Origin of the sequence: Vibrio tritonius (assembly GCF_001547935.1) — a bacterium.
In the GTDB taxonomy this organism is placed as follows: domain Bacteria; phylum Pseudomonadota; class Gammaproteobacteria; order Enterobacterales; family Vibrionaceae; genus Vibrio; species Vibrio tritonius.
Genome location: NZ_AP014636.1, coordinates 1249281 through 1265211, shown reverse-complemented (window position 1 = coordinate 1265211; position 15931 = coordinate 1249281). Strand labels below are relative to the sequence as shown.

Here is a 15931-nt window from a genome sequence, read left to right as displayed (position 1 = left end):
CAAATCGTGAGTAAAGGCCTTGTGTAACAAGGCCTTTTTGTCAGAAGAAATGGTGCTGTCTCTTAGACTAAATCAAGGTGTTCTTGATTGGCGAGATAATTAACCCGATTACGACCACAAGATTTTGCTTCATAAAGTGCCATATCGGCGCGCTGGTAGACATCTTCGGCAAGGGCTGTCATCGTGGTATAGCCGATACTAATGGTCACTTTTTTGTGGTGTTTCTCATAAATAGTGATTCGTAAACGTTCCAATACGTTTTGAGCTTCTTCTTCAGAAGTGTGCGGTAATATAACCGCAAACTCTTCACCACCAATGCGGGCAAGAAAATCCGATTCACGTAAGCCGTCTTTGAGTGTTTGTGCTACCGAGCGAATCACATGATCACCATAAGCATGGCCTTTGGTATCGTTAATCGATTTAAAATGGTCGATATCACAAATGGCAAAACAGGCGTGTTTTTGGTTTGGATAGCGCTGAATCTCATAACAGTTTCCGCGGAAAACCTGATCAAATTTACGGCGGTTTGGAATGTCAGTTAGGGCGTCTTTCTCACTTTGTTCACGGAGGCGATTTTCCAGTATTTTGCGTTCAGAAATATCGACAAATGAAGCTACATAGTACTGAATGACATGGTTATCGTCGGTAATGGCTTGAATGCGTAAAATCTCAGTCAGTAGGCGACCATCTTTACGGCGGTTTATGATTTCACCTTCCCATACTCCAACGGTTTGTAAGTCTTGCCACATTTTCTGATAAAACTCGGCCTCATGTTTACCAGAGGAGAAAAGTGATGGTGTTTTTCCCAGCACGTCCTCCTGTTGATAGCCACTTAAACGAGAAAACTGCGAATTCACTTTGATAATTTTGTTGTTCTTGTCGGTAATAACAATGGCCGACATTCCTTCCATTGCCGCAAGAGCCAGTTTTCCCTCAAGTGTGTTTTTAATATGTTTGCGGTTCCAGTTGAGAAAGAGAACTGAAAGGAGTCCTAAAATAGCTAACACAGCGACTAATTGTGAGGTTAACGCAGCATAGTGATTGCGCTCTGTTTGGGCGATATCGCTATTGCCTATCATATCGACCAGATAGAGATCATTTAAATTAGGGTCAACAATATGGAGAGGCACTTGTACAAAGCTAATCCAACCGAGCGTTGTTTTGAATGCACCAGACCCTAAAGATGTCATCTCATGCCAAATGGCAGGGTACAAGGTGGCAAAATTGTCGACTGCTTTCTCACTTGATTCAGGTTCTAACCTCCCTGTATGGGTTTTGCTAAGTAGGTAATTCCCTTTAATATCAATTAGTTCTGGAATATTTTTTGATTCGTTACTGAGTGTTTTATTGTAGAGGTGATCGGTGTTCATATCCGCAATAAAATAAGCACGTCGTTGACCATCAACTAAGAGCGGAGCGACAAGCCGTATCGGTGAACTGAAACCTAAATCGACGTGGTCTTTCTGCGCATTGACTATATAAACCCCAATGGTTTTGTTTTGCGTTTGTTTGATTTTATCGAATAGATTGGAATGGTTAAGGTTAATGAGCTGGTTACTTTGTGCAGCAGAAACATTGTTGTCAAGATTGTAGACGTTCACCAACTCTTGTCCTTGCAAGTTAACTAAACGGAGCCGAGATAAGGTGTTTTGTGCGTACAGTACCGATCGCCAAAAGTCTTTTAATACAGCTGAATTCAGGTCATTTGGTGCAGTAACGGCATTATTTAATACGATGCTATCTGAAAGAACCCTAAACGTTTTTAGTACGTCCTGTGTGTTGGTCATGATCCCTTGTTTATCAAACTCGAGATTAATTCCTCTTTCCTGCTGCACCAAATTGTAGATCTGGTGTTCAACGCCACGATACTGCAAATAGAAGTACAAAATGGGCACAAGGCTCAAAACGCCCCAGATGAAGAAAAACTGCGCCACATTTTTAAATTTATCAGAAGACACAATGACCTACTTTTGTCGAGTGAATGGTAAACCGAGGAGTTAGAGCAACATTCTTAAGCGGTTTACGACGTTTTTAACCTCAAAGAAACAGATGGGAGAAGTCGCTTTTGACAAAAAACTGACGCAACACGAGGTATTAGCCGTCGTGTGAGAATTGTCTATCTCAAAGCCCACTCTAGAGAGTATGAGTCCAAATTTCAATGGGGAATCCTGTTGTTACCAAAGAGAAAAATCGACTATTTACAATGTAAACTTAAGCGATTTATCCATTCTCTTTGTATGGGTAATGTTAATCTATTAGGTGCATATTAACCAGATGTTTAACCGAGGCACCTCACAAAAAAACGTTAAATAGCGTGGGCTTAAGATGCAATTTTAGACAGGTGAATAACTGTGTCCGATACTTATAGCTGGTTTTCCTCATGATAGCGTAAGGAGCAAATTGAGGATGAAAAAGGTCATCATGTCATTGTTATTTCTTTTGGGCATAGTAGGAGCGGGGGCTGGCTACTATTTGTTCTATTATGCGCCAATGCATGGATCGATTTTTGATATGTATGTCACATTTGGTCCTAAGCCAGAAGAGGAACCTGTGGACCCTGATGTAAATCAAGCTCAGATGGACATAGAGAACCCTGATATCATGGATTACTACGTGGATGATGCAACGCTACCGATCCGCAGTAAAACGGATATTAACGCATTTATTGAAGGGAACTTATATCGTGGCGATGCGGTGCACCTTTTAGAAAAGAAAAATGGCTGGGGTAGAATCACCGAGTATTTTGTTTTTCAAGAAAATCGCCCAGCGACCGCCAAGTGGATACCGCTAGATGGCTTGGTCACCCAAAAACCCGAGATCAGCCCTGATGAACGGCGCGAAACCATACTGAGCTATATCGATAAATCCGATGACATGGGTAAGTACGAAGAGACATTCATTAATACGACGAATAATCTCCTGAAGAAAAAGCGGTGCAAGCCCGATGACTTTATTGAAACAGGGGGGTGGGTTCGCTCGGTTAATTTTAGTGATGAAGATGTGTACTTTGTTTACTGTGGCGGGATGAAGCGTGTTAATAAAATCTATCTTAATGCCCAGAACGCCAAAGTGTTTGGTCCTGATGACGTCAAACGTTAACAGAAGTTTTGCTTGTCGAGTGAGGTCTTGAACATTACACTGAGGCCTCTTATCTCTCCATAGGTGTTCATCTTGTCGCGTTGGTATTCTCTTATACTGTGCTCTCTGCTTGCTCTGGTGTTGCCAGTGCAAAAGTGGAGTGCGGCTGAATTAAACTCAGCGCAAGTTTATACACCTGCTTTGTCATTTTCTCATGGTTCAAAGCACACCAAGAGAGCTCACCAGTTAGTTAACCGAACCCATTCTGTCCCTTATTCTACGAAAGATATGGGGCCTCTATCTGATGCGGTCATTTTTCAAGGGCGCCTGACACTTGCTCTGCGGTCGACGCTTAATGAAGGTAATGATGATAGCAGTAGTGAGCCACTGGGTTTTGAACAGCCAAATTCTTTAGTCTGGCTGATGCCAGAAACGAGCAGCTATGCGTATGCTGCCATTCGTTTACCTAATATTCCTTATCAACATCACTTCACTGACCACCGGCTGTCTGGGTGGAAAGAGAGTAATGCCCTTTATGTCGCGTTGAACGCGCAGTTCTCATAAGTTATTGAATTATTTGTCGTAACTGTGTCCAAAGCTATTTACCTCTCATAGGGAGGGGGCGTCGGTTACGTGGTAAAGACCCGACTAAGTGCGTCAGGCACTTACGTGACGCGGTCACATTAATTCTTTACTGACTCAGCGAATTTTGAACCTTCGGACGCTGAGGAGAATGATATGAAAAAAACAGCTTCCGGCACTAAACGTGTCTTAAACCATTACTCCGCGTGGAAGTACATGGTGTTATTGGTCACTATTGTTGTTTTGGCGTTAAGTGCGATTACAACATGGTATGGTGAACAACCTTCTATTCAAATTGATTATGCTCAGCCCAGTGCACGGTTAAATGATGTGTTAGCAATGAAAAACTTCCTTGCATCACAAGGAATTTCGGCACAAACAATCTCATCACAAGGACGGCAACAATCACTGCTGTTTGGTAGTGAAACGCAGCAGACTTTGGCAAAAACTGCGTTAGATAAGGTGCTAAGTAAAGACGATAACATTACGTTCTCATACCGTTCTGTAGCGCCAAAATGGTTGTCTAAGCTGGGTTTTGAGCCAATCAAGCTTGGCCTTGATTTGCGTGGTGGCGTGCAATTTTTGTTGAATGTGGACGTTAATAAAGCATTTGATGAACAACGCGATGCGTTGGCCGACGATATTCGAGCTGAATTACGTCAACAGCACATACGCCAAGTTCGCGTTTCGTCGCAGCCTAATCTGGGGGTTACGGTGATAAGCCATGCCGATAGCGCGTTAGATACCGTGTATACGTTTGTGACCCAACAATATCCTGGTTGGAATGCAGTGCGTCGGAGCAACGAAATATCCATAGCCCCAACCGAACAAAATAAACAAACTTTCCAACAGAGCACGTTAAAACAAAACCTTAAGATCATGCGTGATCGTATTGCGGAGCTTGGGATCACGGAAGCGTTAGTGCAACGTCAAGGTGAGCACAGTATTCGTATTGAACTTCCTGGTGTACAAGACCCTGCCCAAGCGAAAAAAGTGATTGGCGCAACCGCCAGTCTCGCATTTTATGAAGTAGTGAGTGATGGTTCGAATCACGATACTTTTACACTGGCTGATAAATTGGGTCGAAAAGTGGCGTTAGCGCGGCAGCCTGTTCTTACGGGGGACCACATTATCAACGCGCAAGCGGGGCTGGATAATATGGGAATGTCGGAAGTTAATATCACTTTGGATCATGTGGGGGGTGAAACTATGGGCCACTTCTCTGCAACTCATATTGGCAAACCGATGGCAACAGTCTATCGGGAGTATAAAACCAATTCTCGGGGGGAGACTGTGCGCAGCGAGCGTGTGATTAGCGTTGCTACTATTCAATCTCAGCTTGGCAGCCAATTTCGAATTACTGGCGCAGGCTCAAGTGATGAAGCGCAGCAACTTGCGTTGTTATTGCGCGCTGGCTCTCTTACCGCACCGATTACTATTGTTGAGGAGCGTACCATTGGTGCTTCACTCGGGGCTGAGAACATCAGTAATGGTTTCGCTGCGTTGGCGTTGGGGATGGGGCTAACTTTAACCTTTATGGCGTTGTGGTATCGCCGCTTAGGCTGGGTGGCGAATGTAGCATTGCTCGCCAATATGGTTTGTTTGCTGGGTTTAATTGCACTACTGCCCGGAGCGGTATTAACCTTGCCAGGTATTGCTGGGTTAGTCCTCACTGTGGGGATGGCCGTCGATACGAACGTGCTGATATTCGAGCGTATACGTGACAAATTGCGTGAAGGTCGTTCGTTTGCTCAGGCAATTGACCAAGGATTTAGTAGTGCATTTGCCACCATTTGGGATGCGAACTTTACCACTATGATCACCGCAGTGGTGTTGTACTCCATCGGTAACGGGCCAATTCAGGGATTTGCATTAACCCTAGGACTTGGGCTAATGACCAGTATGTTTACCGGAGTATTTGCTTCGAGAGCGCTCGTCAACCTTATTTGGGGTCGAGATACACGTCGTGATGTGAGGGTGTAACCATGAGTCAATTTTTTAAAACATACATTCGAGGCATTCGTTATATTACCTCGTATGTTTCGATTACTTTAATCGTACTTTCATTGGTCGTGTTGTCGGTTCGCGGGCTTAACCTTGGTTTGGACTTTACTGGGGGGATGGTAACTGAGGTCACTGTGGATGCTTCATTGGACAACCACCAATTGCTTAATGTGTTAACGCCTACCTTAGGTGAGGGGACTACAGTGACGCCATCTGGAGGCGAAGGTCGCTGGCTCATTCGCTACGCCGTTGGTGATAAACAAGAAACGCCCAATATCTCCCAGTTGTTATCGCCTATTTCAAACCAAGTTCAGATCGTGGGTAACAGCATGGTAGGCTCTCAAGTGGGCGATGATATGGTTAATCAAGGTGGTTTAGCTCTGCTCATCTCAACCTTGTGTATTTTAGGCTATCTCTGTTTTCGATTCGAATGGCGTTTAGCTAGCGGCGCTCTATTGGCTCTGTTCCACGATGTGGTGCTGGTGCTTGGTTTTTTTGCCGCGACTCAAATGGAATTTAACCTGACAACATTGGCTGCGGTGCTGGCGATTTTAGGCTATTCCTTAAATGACTCCATCATTATTGCCGATCGTATTCGAGAATTGTTACTAGCAAAACGCAATACGCCGACGCCAGAGATCAATGACCAAGCCGTGATGGCTACCTTCTCAAGGACCATGGTTACGTCAGGTACAACGTTAATTACCATTTCGGCACTGTGGTTGATGGGAGGAAACTCATTAGCAGGGTTTGCAACCGCAATGTTTATTGGTGTTATTTCGGGTACTTGGTCATCTATTTCTATTGGTACGGTTTTACCGGAAAAATGTCAGTTAACTGCCCAACATTATTTACCTACCGAAGTGGATATGGCTCCTTGATTTGGTCTCTTTAGACTGTCTATTTCACGCTAAAAGAGTCAGCATTGCTGGCTCTTTTTCTTTACGCGGTGTTTCTGTAATGTTGTTGTGCCCCCAAGGGGCGAGTTGTATTTGCTGAAACCGCATCTTGAGGTTACTTGGGTATAAGATAAAAAAGTGAAGTTTTACCGATATTTGCGTGTGCTTCACAGTTTTTATCAAGAAAACATACATTTGCTATACACAAAAGCCGTTTTATAGCCTATTTCTATATATAACCCCTTAGGATTAACGCTAAAGTAATTAACGTTGAAAATTGGTCGGTAACAAGGATTACCGGTGGTCGACTGGTTTACGAGTTCGAAAAGCAACGAAGGGATTGATATACGAGGAGAGTTAAAGTTGTCGTCTAATGCGCTCAGTAAACCAAAACCTGTGACCAATTTTGTGGCTAAGGCTATGTCATGGGTGATTGGATTTGGTTTATTGATCATTCTATTTGCTGTGCTTACTTTGTCGTCATCGCTAAATGACGCCGAATCGATCAATGTGGCAGGCTCAATGCGCATGCAGTCATATCGCCTTGTGATTGATTTGAAAGATAATAATGGTATGGCGTTGCAACACATACGCGATTTTGAACGCTCGCTATATGGGCCCGCATTACGCGCGGTAGATAGCTGGGGAACACCTCCTGAGTTGCGTGATGAATACCATCATCTCATCTTGGGTTGGAAAAATATTAAAGGGTTAGTGATCAGTAAAGAGAGTGATGAAGCACAGCAATTACTGGAACCCTATGTCGATCAGATAGATCGATTTGTTCTGCATCTTCAGCAGTTTAATGAGAAGAAGCTGCGTACGTTGGCTGCGGTAGGGGGGCTCTGTCTCGGGGGGATTTTGCTCAGTTCACTGATTGTGGTGCGCTACATGCGTAAATATGTTGTTCACCCTCTGCGGTTATTGATGAAGGCAAGTGAAGAAGTTAAGTTTGGTTCATTCGACATCAAAATTGAGTCGGATTTTCCCAATGAACTCGGGATACTTGCGCAGACATTTAACAGTATGGCCAGTGAACTCGGTAAGCTCTATCGGGGATTGGAATTGGCAGTTGATGAAAAAACACGGCGTTTGAGGCAAGCTAATCAGTCATTACAAGTGCTTTACCAATCGTCACAGGAGCTCTCCAGCTCGCGTATAAAATTGGAGAACTTCCAGGCGATTGTGCACCATTTTTCGACCATTGAAGGCATAGTGTCAGTGGAAATGGAAATCGCCGATGCGGGGGTCGATGGCATTAAGCTACATGATGGGAGTGAATGCGATAGCTTTCCCAATGAGATGGAATTGTCGGTGGATGGGGAAACTCTCGGGAAATTACGTTGGAAGGAGGGGTTACCCTGTCCTGATCGCTCGCTAATTAACAGTTTTGGGCGCGTGCTCTCGCGGGGGATTTACTACAATCGTTATCAAAAACAGCAAGAGCAACTGATGCTGTTAGAAGAGCGCGCGACTATTGCCCGAGAGTTGCATGACTCGCTTGCTCAATCATTATCCTACTTGAAGATTCAAATGACACTGCTCAAACGAGTCATGGCGAGTATTGATGACCCAGGTGTTCAAGATAAAACCGGAGTGGTGATTGCGGATATAGATACAGGGTTATCTAATGCGTACAAACAGTTAAGGGAGCTTTTAACCACGTTCCGCTTAACGTTAAAAGAGACGAATTTTGGTCAGGCATTGAAAGAAATGGCTGACCAACTCGATTCCCAGACGGGCGCAGAGATTGTACTGGTTAATCAGCTCTCGTCATTGGATATCGATGCACATCAACAAGTGCATTTATTGCAGTTGTTGAGAGAGGCGACGATCAATGCCATTAAACATGCACGAGCCGATCGAATCGTCATTTATTGTGAAGAGAAAGATGGCAAGGTAATCGCTTACGTTAAAGATGATGGGATTGGTTTTGAAGAAGCAGTATCTCAGAAAAACCATTACGGCATGAACATCATGCATGAACGAGCGCAACGTTTAGGCGGGGAACTGACGATAGAGTCGAAGCCAAATGAAGGTTGCAAAGTGACCCTAACGTATCAACTAGAAAAGGAGAATACCCTTGACTAAATGTAGAGTAATGCTGGTAGATGATCATCCGTTGATGCGCCGAGGCATACAACAGCTACTTAGCATTGAACCTGAGTTTGATGTCATTGCCGAAGCCAGCAGTGGTGATGAGGCGATTGCTCTTGTTGAGCAAGACGAACCGGACATGATTTTGCTGGACCTTAACATGAAAGGCAAATCTGGGCTCGACACCCTCAAAGCACTGCGGGCAGATGGGTGTACGTCAACCATTGTTATTTTGACAGTGTCAGATAATGCAGCTGATATTGAAGCGTTAGTGAAAGTCGGTGCTGATGGTTACTTACTCAAAGATACCGAGCCAGATCAATTGGTTGAGCTGCTTAAAGATGCAGCAACAGGGACCAAAGCGTACAGTGATACAGTGCTGAACTATTTGAGTAAACGACGGGATAGACGTGATGTGTTTGATCTCCTTACTGACCGTGAAACTCAAATTCTAAGTGAAGTAGCGAAGGGATTTCGTAATAAACAAATTGCTGACCGACTGTTTATTTCTGAATCAACAGTGAAAGTGCATATGAAGAGTTTGCTGAAGAAACTACAGGTGCCATCTAGAACGGCAGCAACGGTGCTTTATCTAGAACGTTTTGGTGATCTTAAATAGCATGTCAGGTTATCACCGCGGCGGTAACCCAGTTTGATGTTTAGCGAAAAGTAGAGCTTTCAGTGTGTATGCTGAGGGTTCTACTTTTTTTGTTGGTGTAAAGGAGAAGGGGAAATAGCGAGCAATCAGGTGGTTAGAGGTCATTATTCGTTATCAAACGAGATGCATTAACGTAGATTAAAACAATAGTACAATGTATTGCTAATAAAGCATATTGTAGAGATAACCACTTTTTATCAACTTTAATCTAAGTTTAATCGACCCTTAGTTTTGCATTTTGCGCTGTATTGAATAGTATGAAGTCTGGTTTTAATCCTTACAGGACGTTATAAGGAACAATAAATGGAAATTAGAGCAGCAGAATACCGAGATTATGAACGGGTTGCTCAGCTACATGCTTTAAGCTGGCAAACCCATTATCAAGGCATACTTGGTCAAGAGTACCTTGAGCACGACGTACTAGAAGACAGACTATTAATTTGGCAGACCCGTCTAACCAATCCCCCTTTTAACCAACACATCGTGCTTGCAGAAGAGCAAGGTGAACTTATTGGGTTTATCTGTGTGTTTGGTAATCATGATTTCGAAAAAGGCACGATCATCGAGTCATTGCATGTTGCTCCTCGACATCGTGGACGAGGCATTGGTAAGCAATTAATTCAAGAAGCTCTAAAATGGGTTGATCACTATTTCCCAGATTCCGGCGTTTACATCGAAGTGATGGAAAAAAATTCTCAAGCGGTCGATTTTTACGATCACATTGGTGGTATTCACCACTTAGAACGCCAGTGGCATTCCCCTTGTGGCAGTACGATTCCTGAGTTCATCTACACTTGGGAAACACCTAAAGCGCTGGCGCAAGCTGTACACTAGGTTACTTGGGTATAGGTTGTTTTAGCTCAATCAAACAAGCAGCCATGGCACATAAAAGGCAAATGGATTGCCCATTTATAATGGTTATGGCTGTTTTGTTCTCCCCCTTTTTTCTATTCAATTTTTGACCACATGATCACCATGATAGGTATGCCCTTCTGGAAGTGTTGAATCGCAGTTTTGTTCGTGTGATGATGAACTTTCTCTCAGCTGTTATAAGGTAATTGTGTTAATGAGTATTGATTTTGAGCGTTATCAAGGACTGATTTTTGATATGGATGGTACCTTGATCGACACCATGCCAGCCCATGTGGCAACTTGGAAAATTACCGCAGAACAGTTTGATTTTCCGTTTGATGGCCCATGGTTACACAGTATGGGGGGGATGCCGAGCTTCAAAATTGTAAAGGAAATTAACCAGCGTTATGGATTAGCTTTGGACCCCAAAGCGGTCTCAGAAAACAAAATGCGTATTTTTACCGAAATGGACGATAAAGGTAGCCTGATACCGATGACCAACGAAGTACTGGATCGTTTTTTAGGTAAAAAGAAAATCGCAGTTGGGACGGGCAGTCAAAGAGGCATGGCCACTCAACTCTTAACGCGAATGGGGATTTTACCCAAGCTTGATGCTCTTGTTACCGCCACTGATGTAGAAAATCATAAGCCTAACCCTGATACGTTTTTACAAGCGTGTCGTGCACTCGACCTTACACCGGATCAATGTGTGGTATTTGAAGATACCTTATTGGGCATGCAAGCCGCTCATGCCGGCGGAATGGATTGTGTATTGGTGACCGATAGCGGGTTGGAATTTCATCCTTTCCCAGCATAGTGATGCGCAAAGAACACCAAAAGCGAGGGGCACGTTGAGTGCCCCTTTTCATTGATTATCTTTTCATTGATTATGTAGCTTATTGGATCTCGAGTAATTCAACATCGAAAATCAAGGTTGATGCGGGTGGAATAGGGCCGCTACCTGATTTCCCGTAGGCAAGAGTACTCGGAATGTACAAACGGACTTTTTCGCCAACGACCATCAATTGTAGGCCTTCTGTCCAACCTTTAATGACTTGGTTTAAACCAAACACAATTGGTTCATTACGCTTGTAAGAGCTGTCAAACACCGTACCGTCAAGCAGCTTACCTTCATAGTGTACTTTCACTTTACTGGTGGCTTTAGGATGTTCTGTGCCTGTCCCTGCTTGTAGAACTTCATATTGCAGACCACTTTCGGTGGTTTTCACCCCTTCTTTTTGAGCATTTTCGGCTAAAAACGATTGGCCCTTAGCGAAGTTCTCTTCGGCCAGTTTATGGTTGCTCCATGTGCGATAGATGAAAAACGCCGCCAGTACCAAAATGATCAGCGGAAGTAGAATTTTAGACATAGGGTCATCACTCAATTAAAAATGGGAAGAGTTCGCCAGTTTTCACAAAATTGGCTAAATTTGAGTAGCAGTGTAATGATTGCCAACTCAGTGTAAAGGGTATAAATGTGTCAAACCCCACAGTACTGATTGATAATACGATCATTTTTCATAAAGTTTTTTAGGTTTTGCCGATATACATTATGTTATCCATCAATGAGCGAAGAGTTCGATGAAGTATTTATCTCTTTTCCTTCCTTTGTTGCTCTGCGCGTGCAGTAGCGTCGGGTCATTTGATAAACTCTTGGGAGGGAATAACAAACTTGATGTGGCACCAAAGGGCGATATGTCGGTGCGTAACCCAGATTGGGGAGTGGTAAAGCAAAACACTCCCCAAAAAAGCATGAGTGCGATTCGAAGTAATTACACGGTGCTTCTACAATTTTTGCAACAGCATAGAATTGAGTATCAGGTCGTTCCTGGCCAATCTATGATGGTGTACGTTGAAGATACGATTCGTTTTCATACCAACTCAGATAAAGTGGCCCCGGCTTCATACCCTTGGATGACTAATTTAAGTTATTTCTTGGCGCATCATCCAGCGATTACAGTCGTGGTAAACGGACACACTGATACCACAGGGACTTATCGATTGAACGACAGTCTTTCTGAGCGTCGTGCTAAATCTATTGAGCGCATGCTCAGACAGATGAATGTCCCGAAAGAGTCGATATACACTCGTGGCTATGGTGAATATATACCTGAATGCACCAACAAAACGTCACGAGGTCGAGCTTGCAATCGACGGGTTGAGTTATTGTTTATTGTTGATGAAAGTTAGTTTGTAATTCACCACATCTGCTCTGCAATATTTACAGAAGTCCCGAATTTTTCGGGATTTTTTTGTTTTAGTTCGCACTTCATTGCATTAAGCACGCTCGTGTTTATCCGTTCGTTGCAAATTGAACTATGTTTAATATCAACAAGGGCGGAAATCAACACAACTGGATGAGTAATGTCAGCCAATAAAACGACTTATAGTGATCAAGAAGTACCTGTGGCCGAAGGTGAACAATTGGTGTCGACCACGGATTTGCGAGGTGTGATTACGTATTGCAACGATACGTTCTGCCGTATTGCTGGTTTTACTCCTGAAGAGCTGTTGGGGCATAACCATAATATTGTGCGTCATAACGATATGCCTAAAGCGGCTTTTGCTGATATGTGGGAGCATCTAAAGAAAGGTCATCCATGGCGCGGTATCGTTAAAAATCGCACCAAAAGTGGTGGCTACTACTGGGTTGATGCGTACGTTACGCCCATTTATGAAAATGGCAAAATGTCGGGTTACCAATCAGTACGCGTAAAACCACAGAGTCGTTGGGTGAGTACGGCAACGAAAGCCTATCGCGACTTGTGTGCGATTGAGCAAGGTAAGCGTCGCCCATCACTACGTATCAGTGCCACACTGCGTTATCTGTTGCTCCTTATCGCCCTGCTAGCGCCACTTTCTGCTCATGTGTGGTTAAAGAGTGATCTCTTACATTGGATGCTAAGTGTGTTGCCGCTGGCTTCGATCATATTGTTTTTTCGGCAAGAGTTGGTGGACACCCCCAAACAGTTGTTGCGACTACGTAGCCAGTACGACAGCTTAAGTCGACTCATCTATTCCGGTAATGATTCGTTCTCCTATGCGGATTACCATCTAAAAATGGCATCAGCAAAAATTCGCACAGTGTTAGGGCGATTTGTCGACTCAGCGAAACCTCTCTACTCACTGTCTGAAGAGCTTAACCAAACAGCGATTCAAGTGCATAACGCGGTTAGCCAACAAAATATCGACATCAAAAGTGTGGTGAGTGCGACCAACGAAGTTGAGCAGGCTGCCCGGAATGTGTCTCAAGGTGCCGATGATGCCTATCACCTTATCGACGATGTAAATCGTGAGTGTCAAAACACCAAAGAGAGCATTGATAAAACTCATCTCAACCTTGAGCATTTAACCGATCAAGCACAGCGTGCAACGGAAACCACCGTTAAATTAAATGAGCAGGCTCAACAAGTTGGTACTCTGATGAGTGAAATTGGGGGAATTGCAGAGCAAACCAATTTATTGGCACTCAACGCTGCGATTGAAGCGGCTCGTGCTGGAGAGCAGGGACGAGGTTTCGCGGTGGTGGCCGATGAAGTTCGGGCGTTATCTTCGCGCACTCAAAAGGCGACCCAGCAAATTGAATCTAGCATTACAACCATGCTACATACCATTGAAAGCTGGCGTCATGAGATAGAAAATAGCCAACAACAGACGGCGGCTTGCAGCTCAGATGCATTAGAAAGCGAGCAGCGTCTTCAGCAAGTAACAGTATTACTCGAACAGCTTCACCAAGGCATCTCATCCATGGCGAACTCGGCACAGAATCAGCGTCAGTTAACTGGCCAACTTCATAGTCATATCCACTCAATAGCCTCAGCCGCTGAGGAAAACTTGGTTGCGACTGAGTCTGTTCAGCAATTTAGCCATGTCATGAGTGAGAAAGTAGATGAGTTTCGCCAGCTTGCAAAACGTTTTGAAGAGCGTTAACACATGAGAGCGCCAAAAGGTGTTCTTTGGGTATTGAGATAGATGATAGAAATTTTTTCATCGCTTTGAATTAAAAATTTGATTAAATTCTTCTTATTAAACAAATTGTTACATTTGATAAGGTCTCGAATCTCATAAATAATGCAATTTTGTGAAATTGATTTAGTAAAAATTCACCTATACTCATTAAGGGTAAGGCCTTATCGATCTTTCTACCTAGAGTTTGACAATTTAAATAGTTGCAGCGTAGATCTTTGACTTGCGTAGGGAGTGCTGTGGTGGTTTGGGGATATTTTTCGTTTGGATCACTGTGCCGATGAAACAAATGATTATATTTCTTTTAAACAACACTATAGCGCAAAGACAAAAAGCCCGGCAAAAAGCAGGGATATCACATTGAGATAACTGTAGGGGTTATTGCCACTCTTTTTTGACATCTCCTCTTTTTTGCCGACTCTCGTCTATAACGAAAGGAAGACCGTAGCCTTGTTTTCATCTCGTGCCCTGGTTATTAGGGGCTTGTGAATGAGCAAAGGAAATGAAGATAAAGTCTCTTTTTGGGAAGCGTCGCTTAGGCTCTGCAGTAATGGCTGTATTGCTGCTTATGGGAGCTACTTGGGCTCAATTGAGTAGCGCTCAATCACAAATTTACCCATCCTTTAAAGCTGCCTCTGTTAATCAACAGGTTCAGGCAGTTCACTTTAAGCAAAAATACATCTCACTATATCAACCAGTGACCGATATGAATGGACTGGAACGGTTCACATGCTTACACAGTGACAATCAGGAAAGCATGTCCAGTACACCACAAAGCAATTTTTAGTATGGTTCTAAGGTTAGTAGGGAACCGTTAATGAGATGACTATTGGGGCTAGGAGAGCTCATACCTAACCTAAATGAAATCGACAATGGAGATTAAATATGGCGTCTAGTACAAGTGAATGGATGAACGTGACTCAAGCCGTGGATCAATGGACTGAGTTTCAAGAATCCTATGTTAAACAGTTCAATAATTTTTTTGCAGCGACTCCGGTTGGCGCTTATGCAGGTCAGTCATGGAGTGATTGGCTCTCTTCTGGAATACTGGATTCTATTCCTAACTACACCATGTTATTTTTTACTCCCCCAGATAAATGGGGAACGACAGAGTCAAACCTGACCGCTTTAATGAAAACGACTTATGATCGCTTAGCCAGCAGTCAGAGTGGTGCCTTTGATGCGGTTGTGGAAGGAACAGGTAAAGCGTTGGAAATCGCTCAAACCAGCCAATCATCACCAGATATGATAGCTAAGCTAATTGATAACCAACTGAGGTTAATGGAATCTCTAAAGACTCAACAAGAAAATTGGTTTAGTGCCTGTGCCGATTTTCAAGCAGAGCTGAATACTTGGAGTCATAAGCAATTTGGTGATGTAACGGATAACTTAGCAAAGGCAACACCTAGAGCTACGCCTAACCCTGTAGCAAAGAAACAGGATATTCAGCCACAAGCCAAGGTAACGACTAAACCGGCAACGCCTGTGAAAGGAAAAACCAGAGCGACAACAAAAGCCGCAACTACAACGACGGCGAAAAAAACCACAGCAGCTAAAACCACAGTAGCTAAAACAGCAGCAAAGCCTGCCACACAAACTAAAGCGGCTACTCAAACCAAAGCTAGTGCGAAAACCGAACAGGTAAAACCTGCTGAAGTCAAAGCAACGACGCCAAGTGCTCCGGTGGCATCTGCACCAGCACCAAAAGCGATGCCGACTGTGACAACAGCGCCTAAACCTGCGACTACTAAAGCCGATGCGGCTCCTGCAACAAAGAGCAGCGCAGAGTAAAGTA

13 protein-coding genes are annotated in these 15931 nt (G+C 43.8%); 11 read left to right on the top strand and 2 right to left on the bottom strand.

Annotated elements, in window-relative coordinates:
* Positions 1-62: 62 nt before the first annotated feature.
* Positions 63-1958 (bottom strand): sensor domain-containing diguanylate cyclase, encoded by a 1896-nt coding sequence (locus tag JCM16456_RS20930; RefSeq protein WP_068718135.1) that lies wholly within the window; start codon positions 1956-1958, stop codon positions 63-65.
* 448 nt (positions 1959-2406) lie between these two features.
* On the opposite strand from JCM16456_RS20930, the gene JCM16456_RS20925 reads away from it, so the two are divergent.
* The 8 genes from JCM16456_RS20925 to JCM16456_RS20885 all read left to right on the top strand — a co-directional run bounded on the left by JCM16456_RS20925 (position 2407) and on the right by JCM16456_RS20885 (position 10987).
* The gene (locus JCM16456_RS20925) at positions 2407-3099 is read left to right on the top strand and encodes an SH3 domain-containing protein (protein WP_068718133.1); all 693 of its coding nucleotides are present in this window, start codon (positions 2407-2409) and stop codon (positions 3097-3099) included.
* A 72-nt stretch (positions 3100-3171) separates the two neighbouring features.
* Positions 3172-3642: a hypothetical protein gene (locus JCM16456_RS20920; protein WP_068718130.1), complete on the top strand. Its 471-nt coding sequence runs from the start codon at positions 3172-3174 to the stop codon at positions 3640-3642.
* Positions 3643-3816: 174 nt separating this feature from the next.
* The gene (secD, locus tag JCM16456_RS20915; protein WP_068718128.1) at positions 3817-5643 is read left to right on the top strand and encodes a protein translocase subunit SecD; all 1827 of its coding nucleotides are present in this window, start codon (positions 3817-3819) and stop codon (positions 5641-5643) included.
* Positions 5644-5645: 2 nt separating this feature from the next.
* Positions 5646-6545: a protein translocase subunit SecF gene (gene secF / locus JCM16456_RS20910; RefSeq protein ID WP_068718126.1), complete on the top strand. Its 900-nt coding sequence runs from the start codon at positions 5646-5648 to the stop codon at positions 6543-6545.
* 363 nt (positions 6546-6908) lie between these two features.
* A complete protein-coding gene (narQ, locus tag JCM16456_RS20900; RefSeq protein WP_082712448.1) occupies positions 6909-8654 on the top strand; it encodes a nitrate/nitrite two-component system sensor histidine kinase NarQ in 1746 nt (581 codons plus the stop codon).
* Complete coding sequence (locus JCM16456_RS20895; RefSeq protein ID WP_082712404.1) at positions 8647-9279, top strand: response regulator; 633 nt, start codon at positions 8647-8649, stop codon at positions 9277-9279. Before narQ ends, JCM16456_RS20895 begins: the two co-directional genes overlap by 8 nt.
* A gap of 342 nt (positions 9280-9621) precedes the next feature.
* Positions 9622-10152 (top strand): GNAT family N-acetyltransferase, encoded by a 531-nt coding sequence (locus JCM16456_RS20890; protein WP_068718120.1) that lies wholly within the window; start codon positions 9622-9624, stop codon positions 10150-10152.
* Positions 10153-10384: 232 nt separating this feature from the next.
* The gene (locus JCM16456_RS20885; RefSeq protein ID WP_068718118.1) at positions 10385-10987 is read left to right on the top strand and encodes a beta-phosphoglucomutase family hydrolase; all 603 of its coding nucleotides are present in this window, start codon (positions 10385-10387) and stop codon (positions 10985-10987) included.
* A gap of 79 nt (positions 10988-11066) precedes the next feature.
* Here JCM16456_RS20885 and JCM16456_RS20880 read toward each other — a convergent pair whose 3' ends face one another.
* Positions 11067-11540, bottom strand: a complete 474-nt coding sequence (locus tag JCM16456_RS20880) for an FKBP-type peptidyl-prolyl cis-trans isomerase (protein WP_068718116.1) — start codon at positions 11538-11540, stop codon at positions 11067-11069.
* 211 nt (positions 11541-11751) lie between these two features.
* Here JCM16456_RS20880 and JCM16456_RS20875 point away from each other — a divergent pair, with 211 nt between their 5' ends.
* The 3 genes from JCM16456_RS20875 (at position 11752) to JCM16456_RS20860 (ending at position 15927) form a co-directional block, all read left to right on the top strand.
* Positions 11752-12360, top strand: coding sequence for an OmpA family protein (locus tag JCM16456_RS20875; RefSeq protein ID WP_068718114.1), 609 nt, complete (start codon positions 11752-11754; stop codon positions 12358-12360).
* A 174-nt stretch (positions 12361-12534) separates the two neighbouring features.
* Complete coding sequence (locus tag JCM16456_RS20870; protein ID WP_068718112.1) at positions 12535-14100, top strand: methyl-accepting chemotaxis protein; 1566 nt, start codon at positions 12535-12537, stop codon at positions 14098-14100.
* 921 nt (positions 14101-15021) lie between these two features.
* Positions 15022-15927 carry a hypothetical protein gene (locus JCM16456_RS20860; protein WP_068718108.1) on the top strand — a complete coding sequence of 302 codons (906 nt, stop codon included), beginning with the start codon at positions 15022-15024 and terminating at the stop codon, positions 15925-15927.
* Positions 15928-15931 lie beyond the last annotated feature (4 nt).

What these genes read in the sequence shown, in the direction of transcription:
- JCM16456_RS20880 (WP_068718116.1), bottom strand. Translation starts at nt 11,540, where the DNA reads ATGTCTAAAATTCTACTTCCGCTGATCATTTTGGTACTGGCGGCGTTT.
- JCM16456_RS20885 (WP_068718118.1), top strand. Translation starts at nt 10,385, where the DNA reads ATGAGTATTGATTTTGAGCGTTATCAAGGACTGATTTTTGATATGGAT.
- JCM16456_RS20890 (WP_068718120.1), top strand. Translation starts at nt 9,622, where the DNA reads ATGGAAATTAGAGCAGCAGAATACCGAGATTATGAACGGGTTGCTCAG.
- secF (WP_068718126.1), top strand. Translation starts at nt 5,646, where the DNA reads ATGAGTCAATTTTTTAAAACATACATTCGAGGCATTCGTTATATTACC.
- JCM16456_RS20860 (WP_068718108.1), top strand. Translation starts at nt 15,022, where the DNA reads ATGGCGTCTAGTACAAGTGAATGGATGAACGTGACTCAAGCCGTGGAT.
- JCM16456_RS20870 (WP_068718112.1), top strand. Translation starts at nt 12,535, where the DNA reads ATGTCAGCCAATAAAACGACTTATAGTGATCAAGAAGTACCTGTGGCC.
- secD (WP_068718128.1), top strand. Translation starts at nt 3,817, where the DNA reads ATGAAAAAAACAGCTTCCGGCACTAAACGTGTCTTAAACCATTACTCC.
- JCM16456_RS20925 (WP_068718133.1), top strand. Translation starts at nt 2,407, where the DNA reads ATGAAAAAGGTCATCATGTCATTGTTATTTCTTTTGGGCATAGTAGGA.
- JCM16456_RS20875 (WP_068718114.1), top strand. Translation starts at nt 11,752, where the DNA reads ATGAAGTATTTATCTCTTTTCCTTCCTTTGTTGCTCTGCGCGTGCAGT.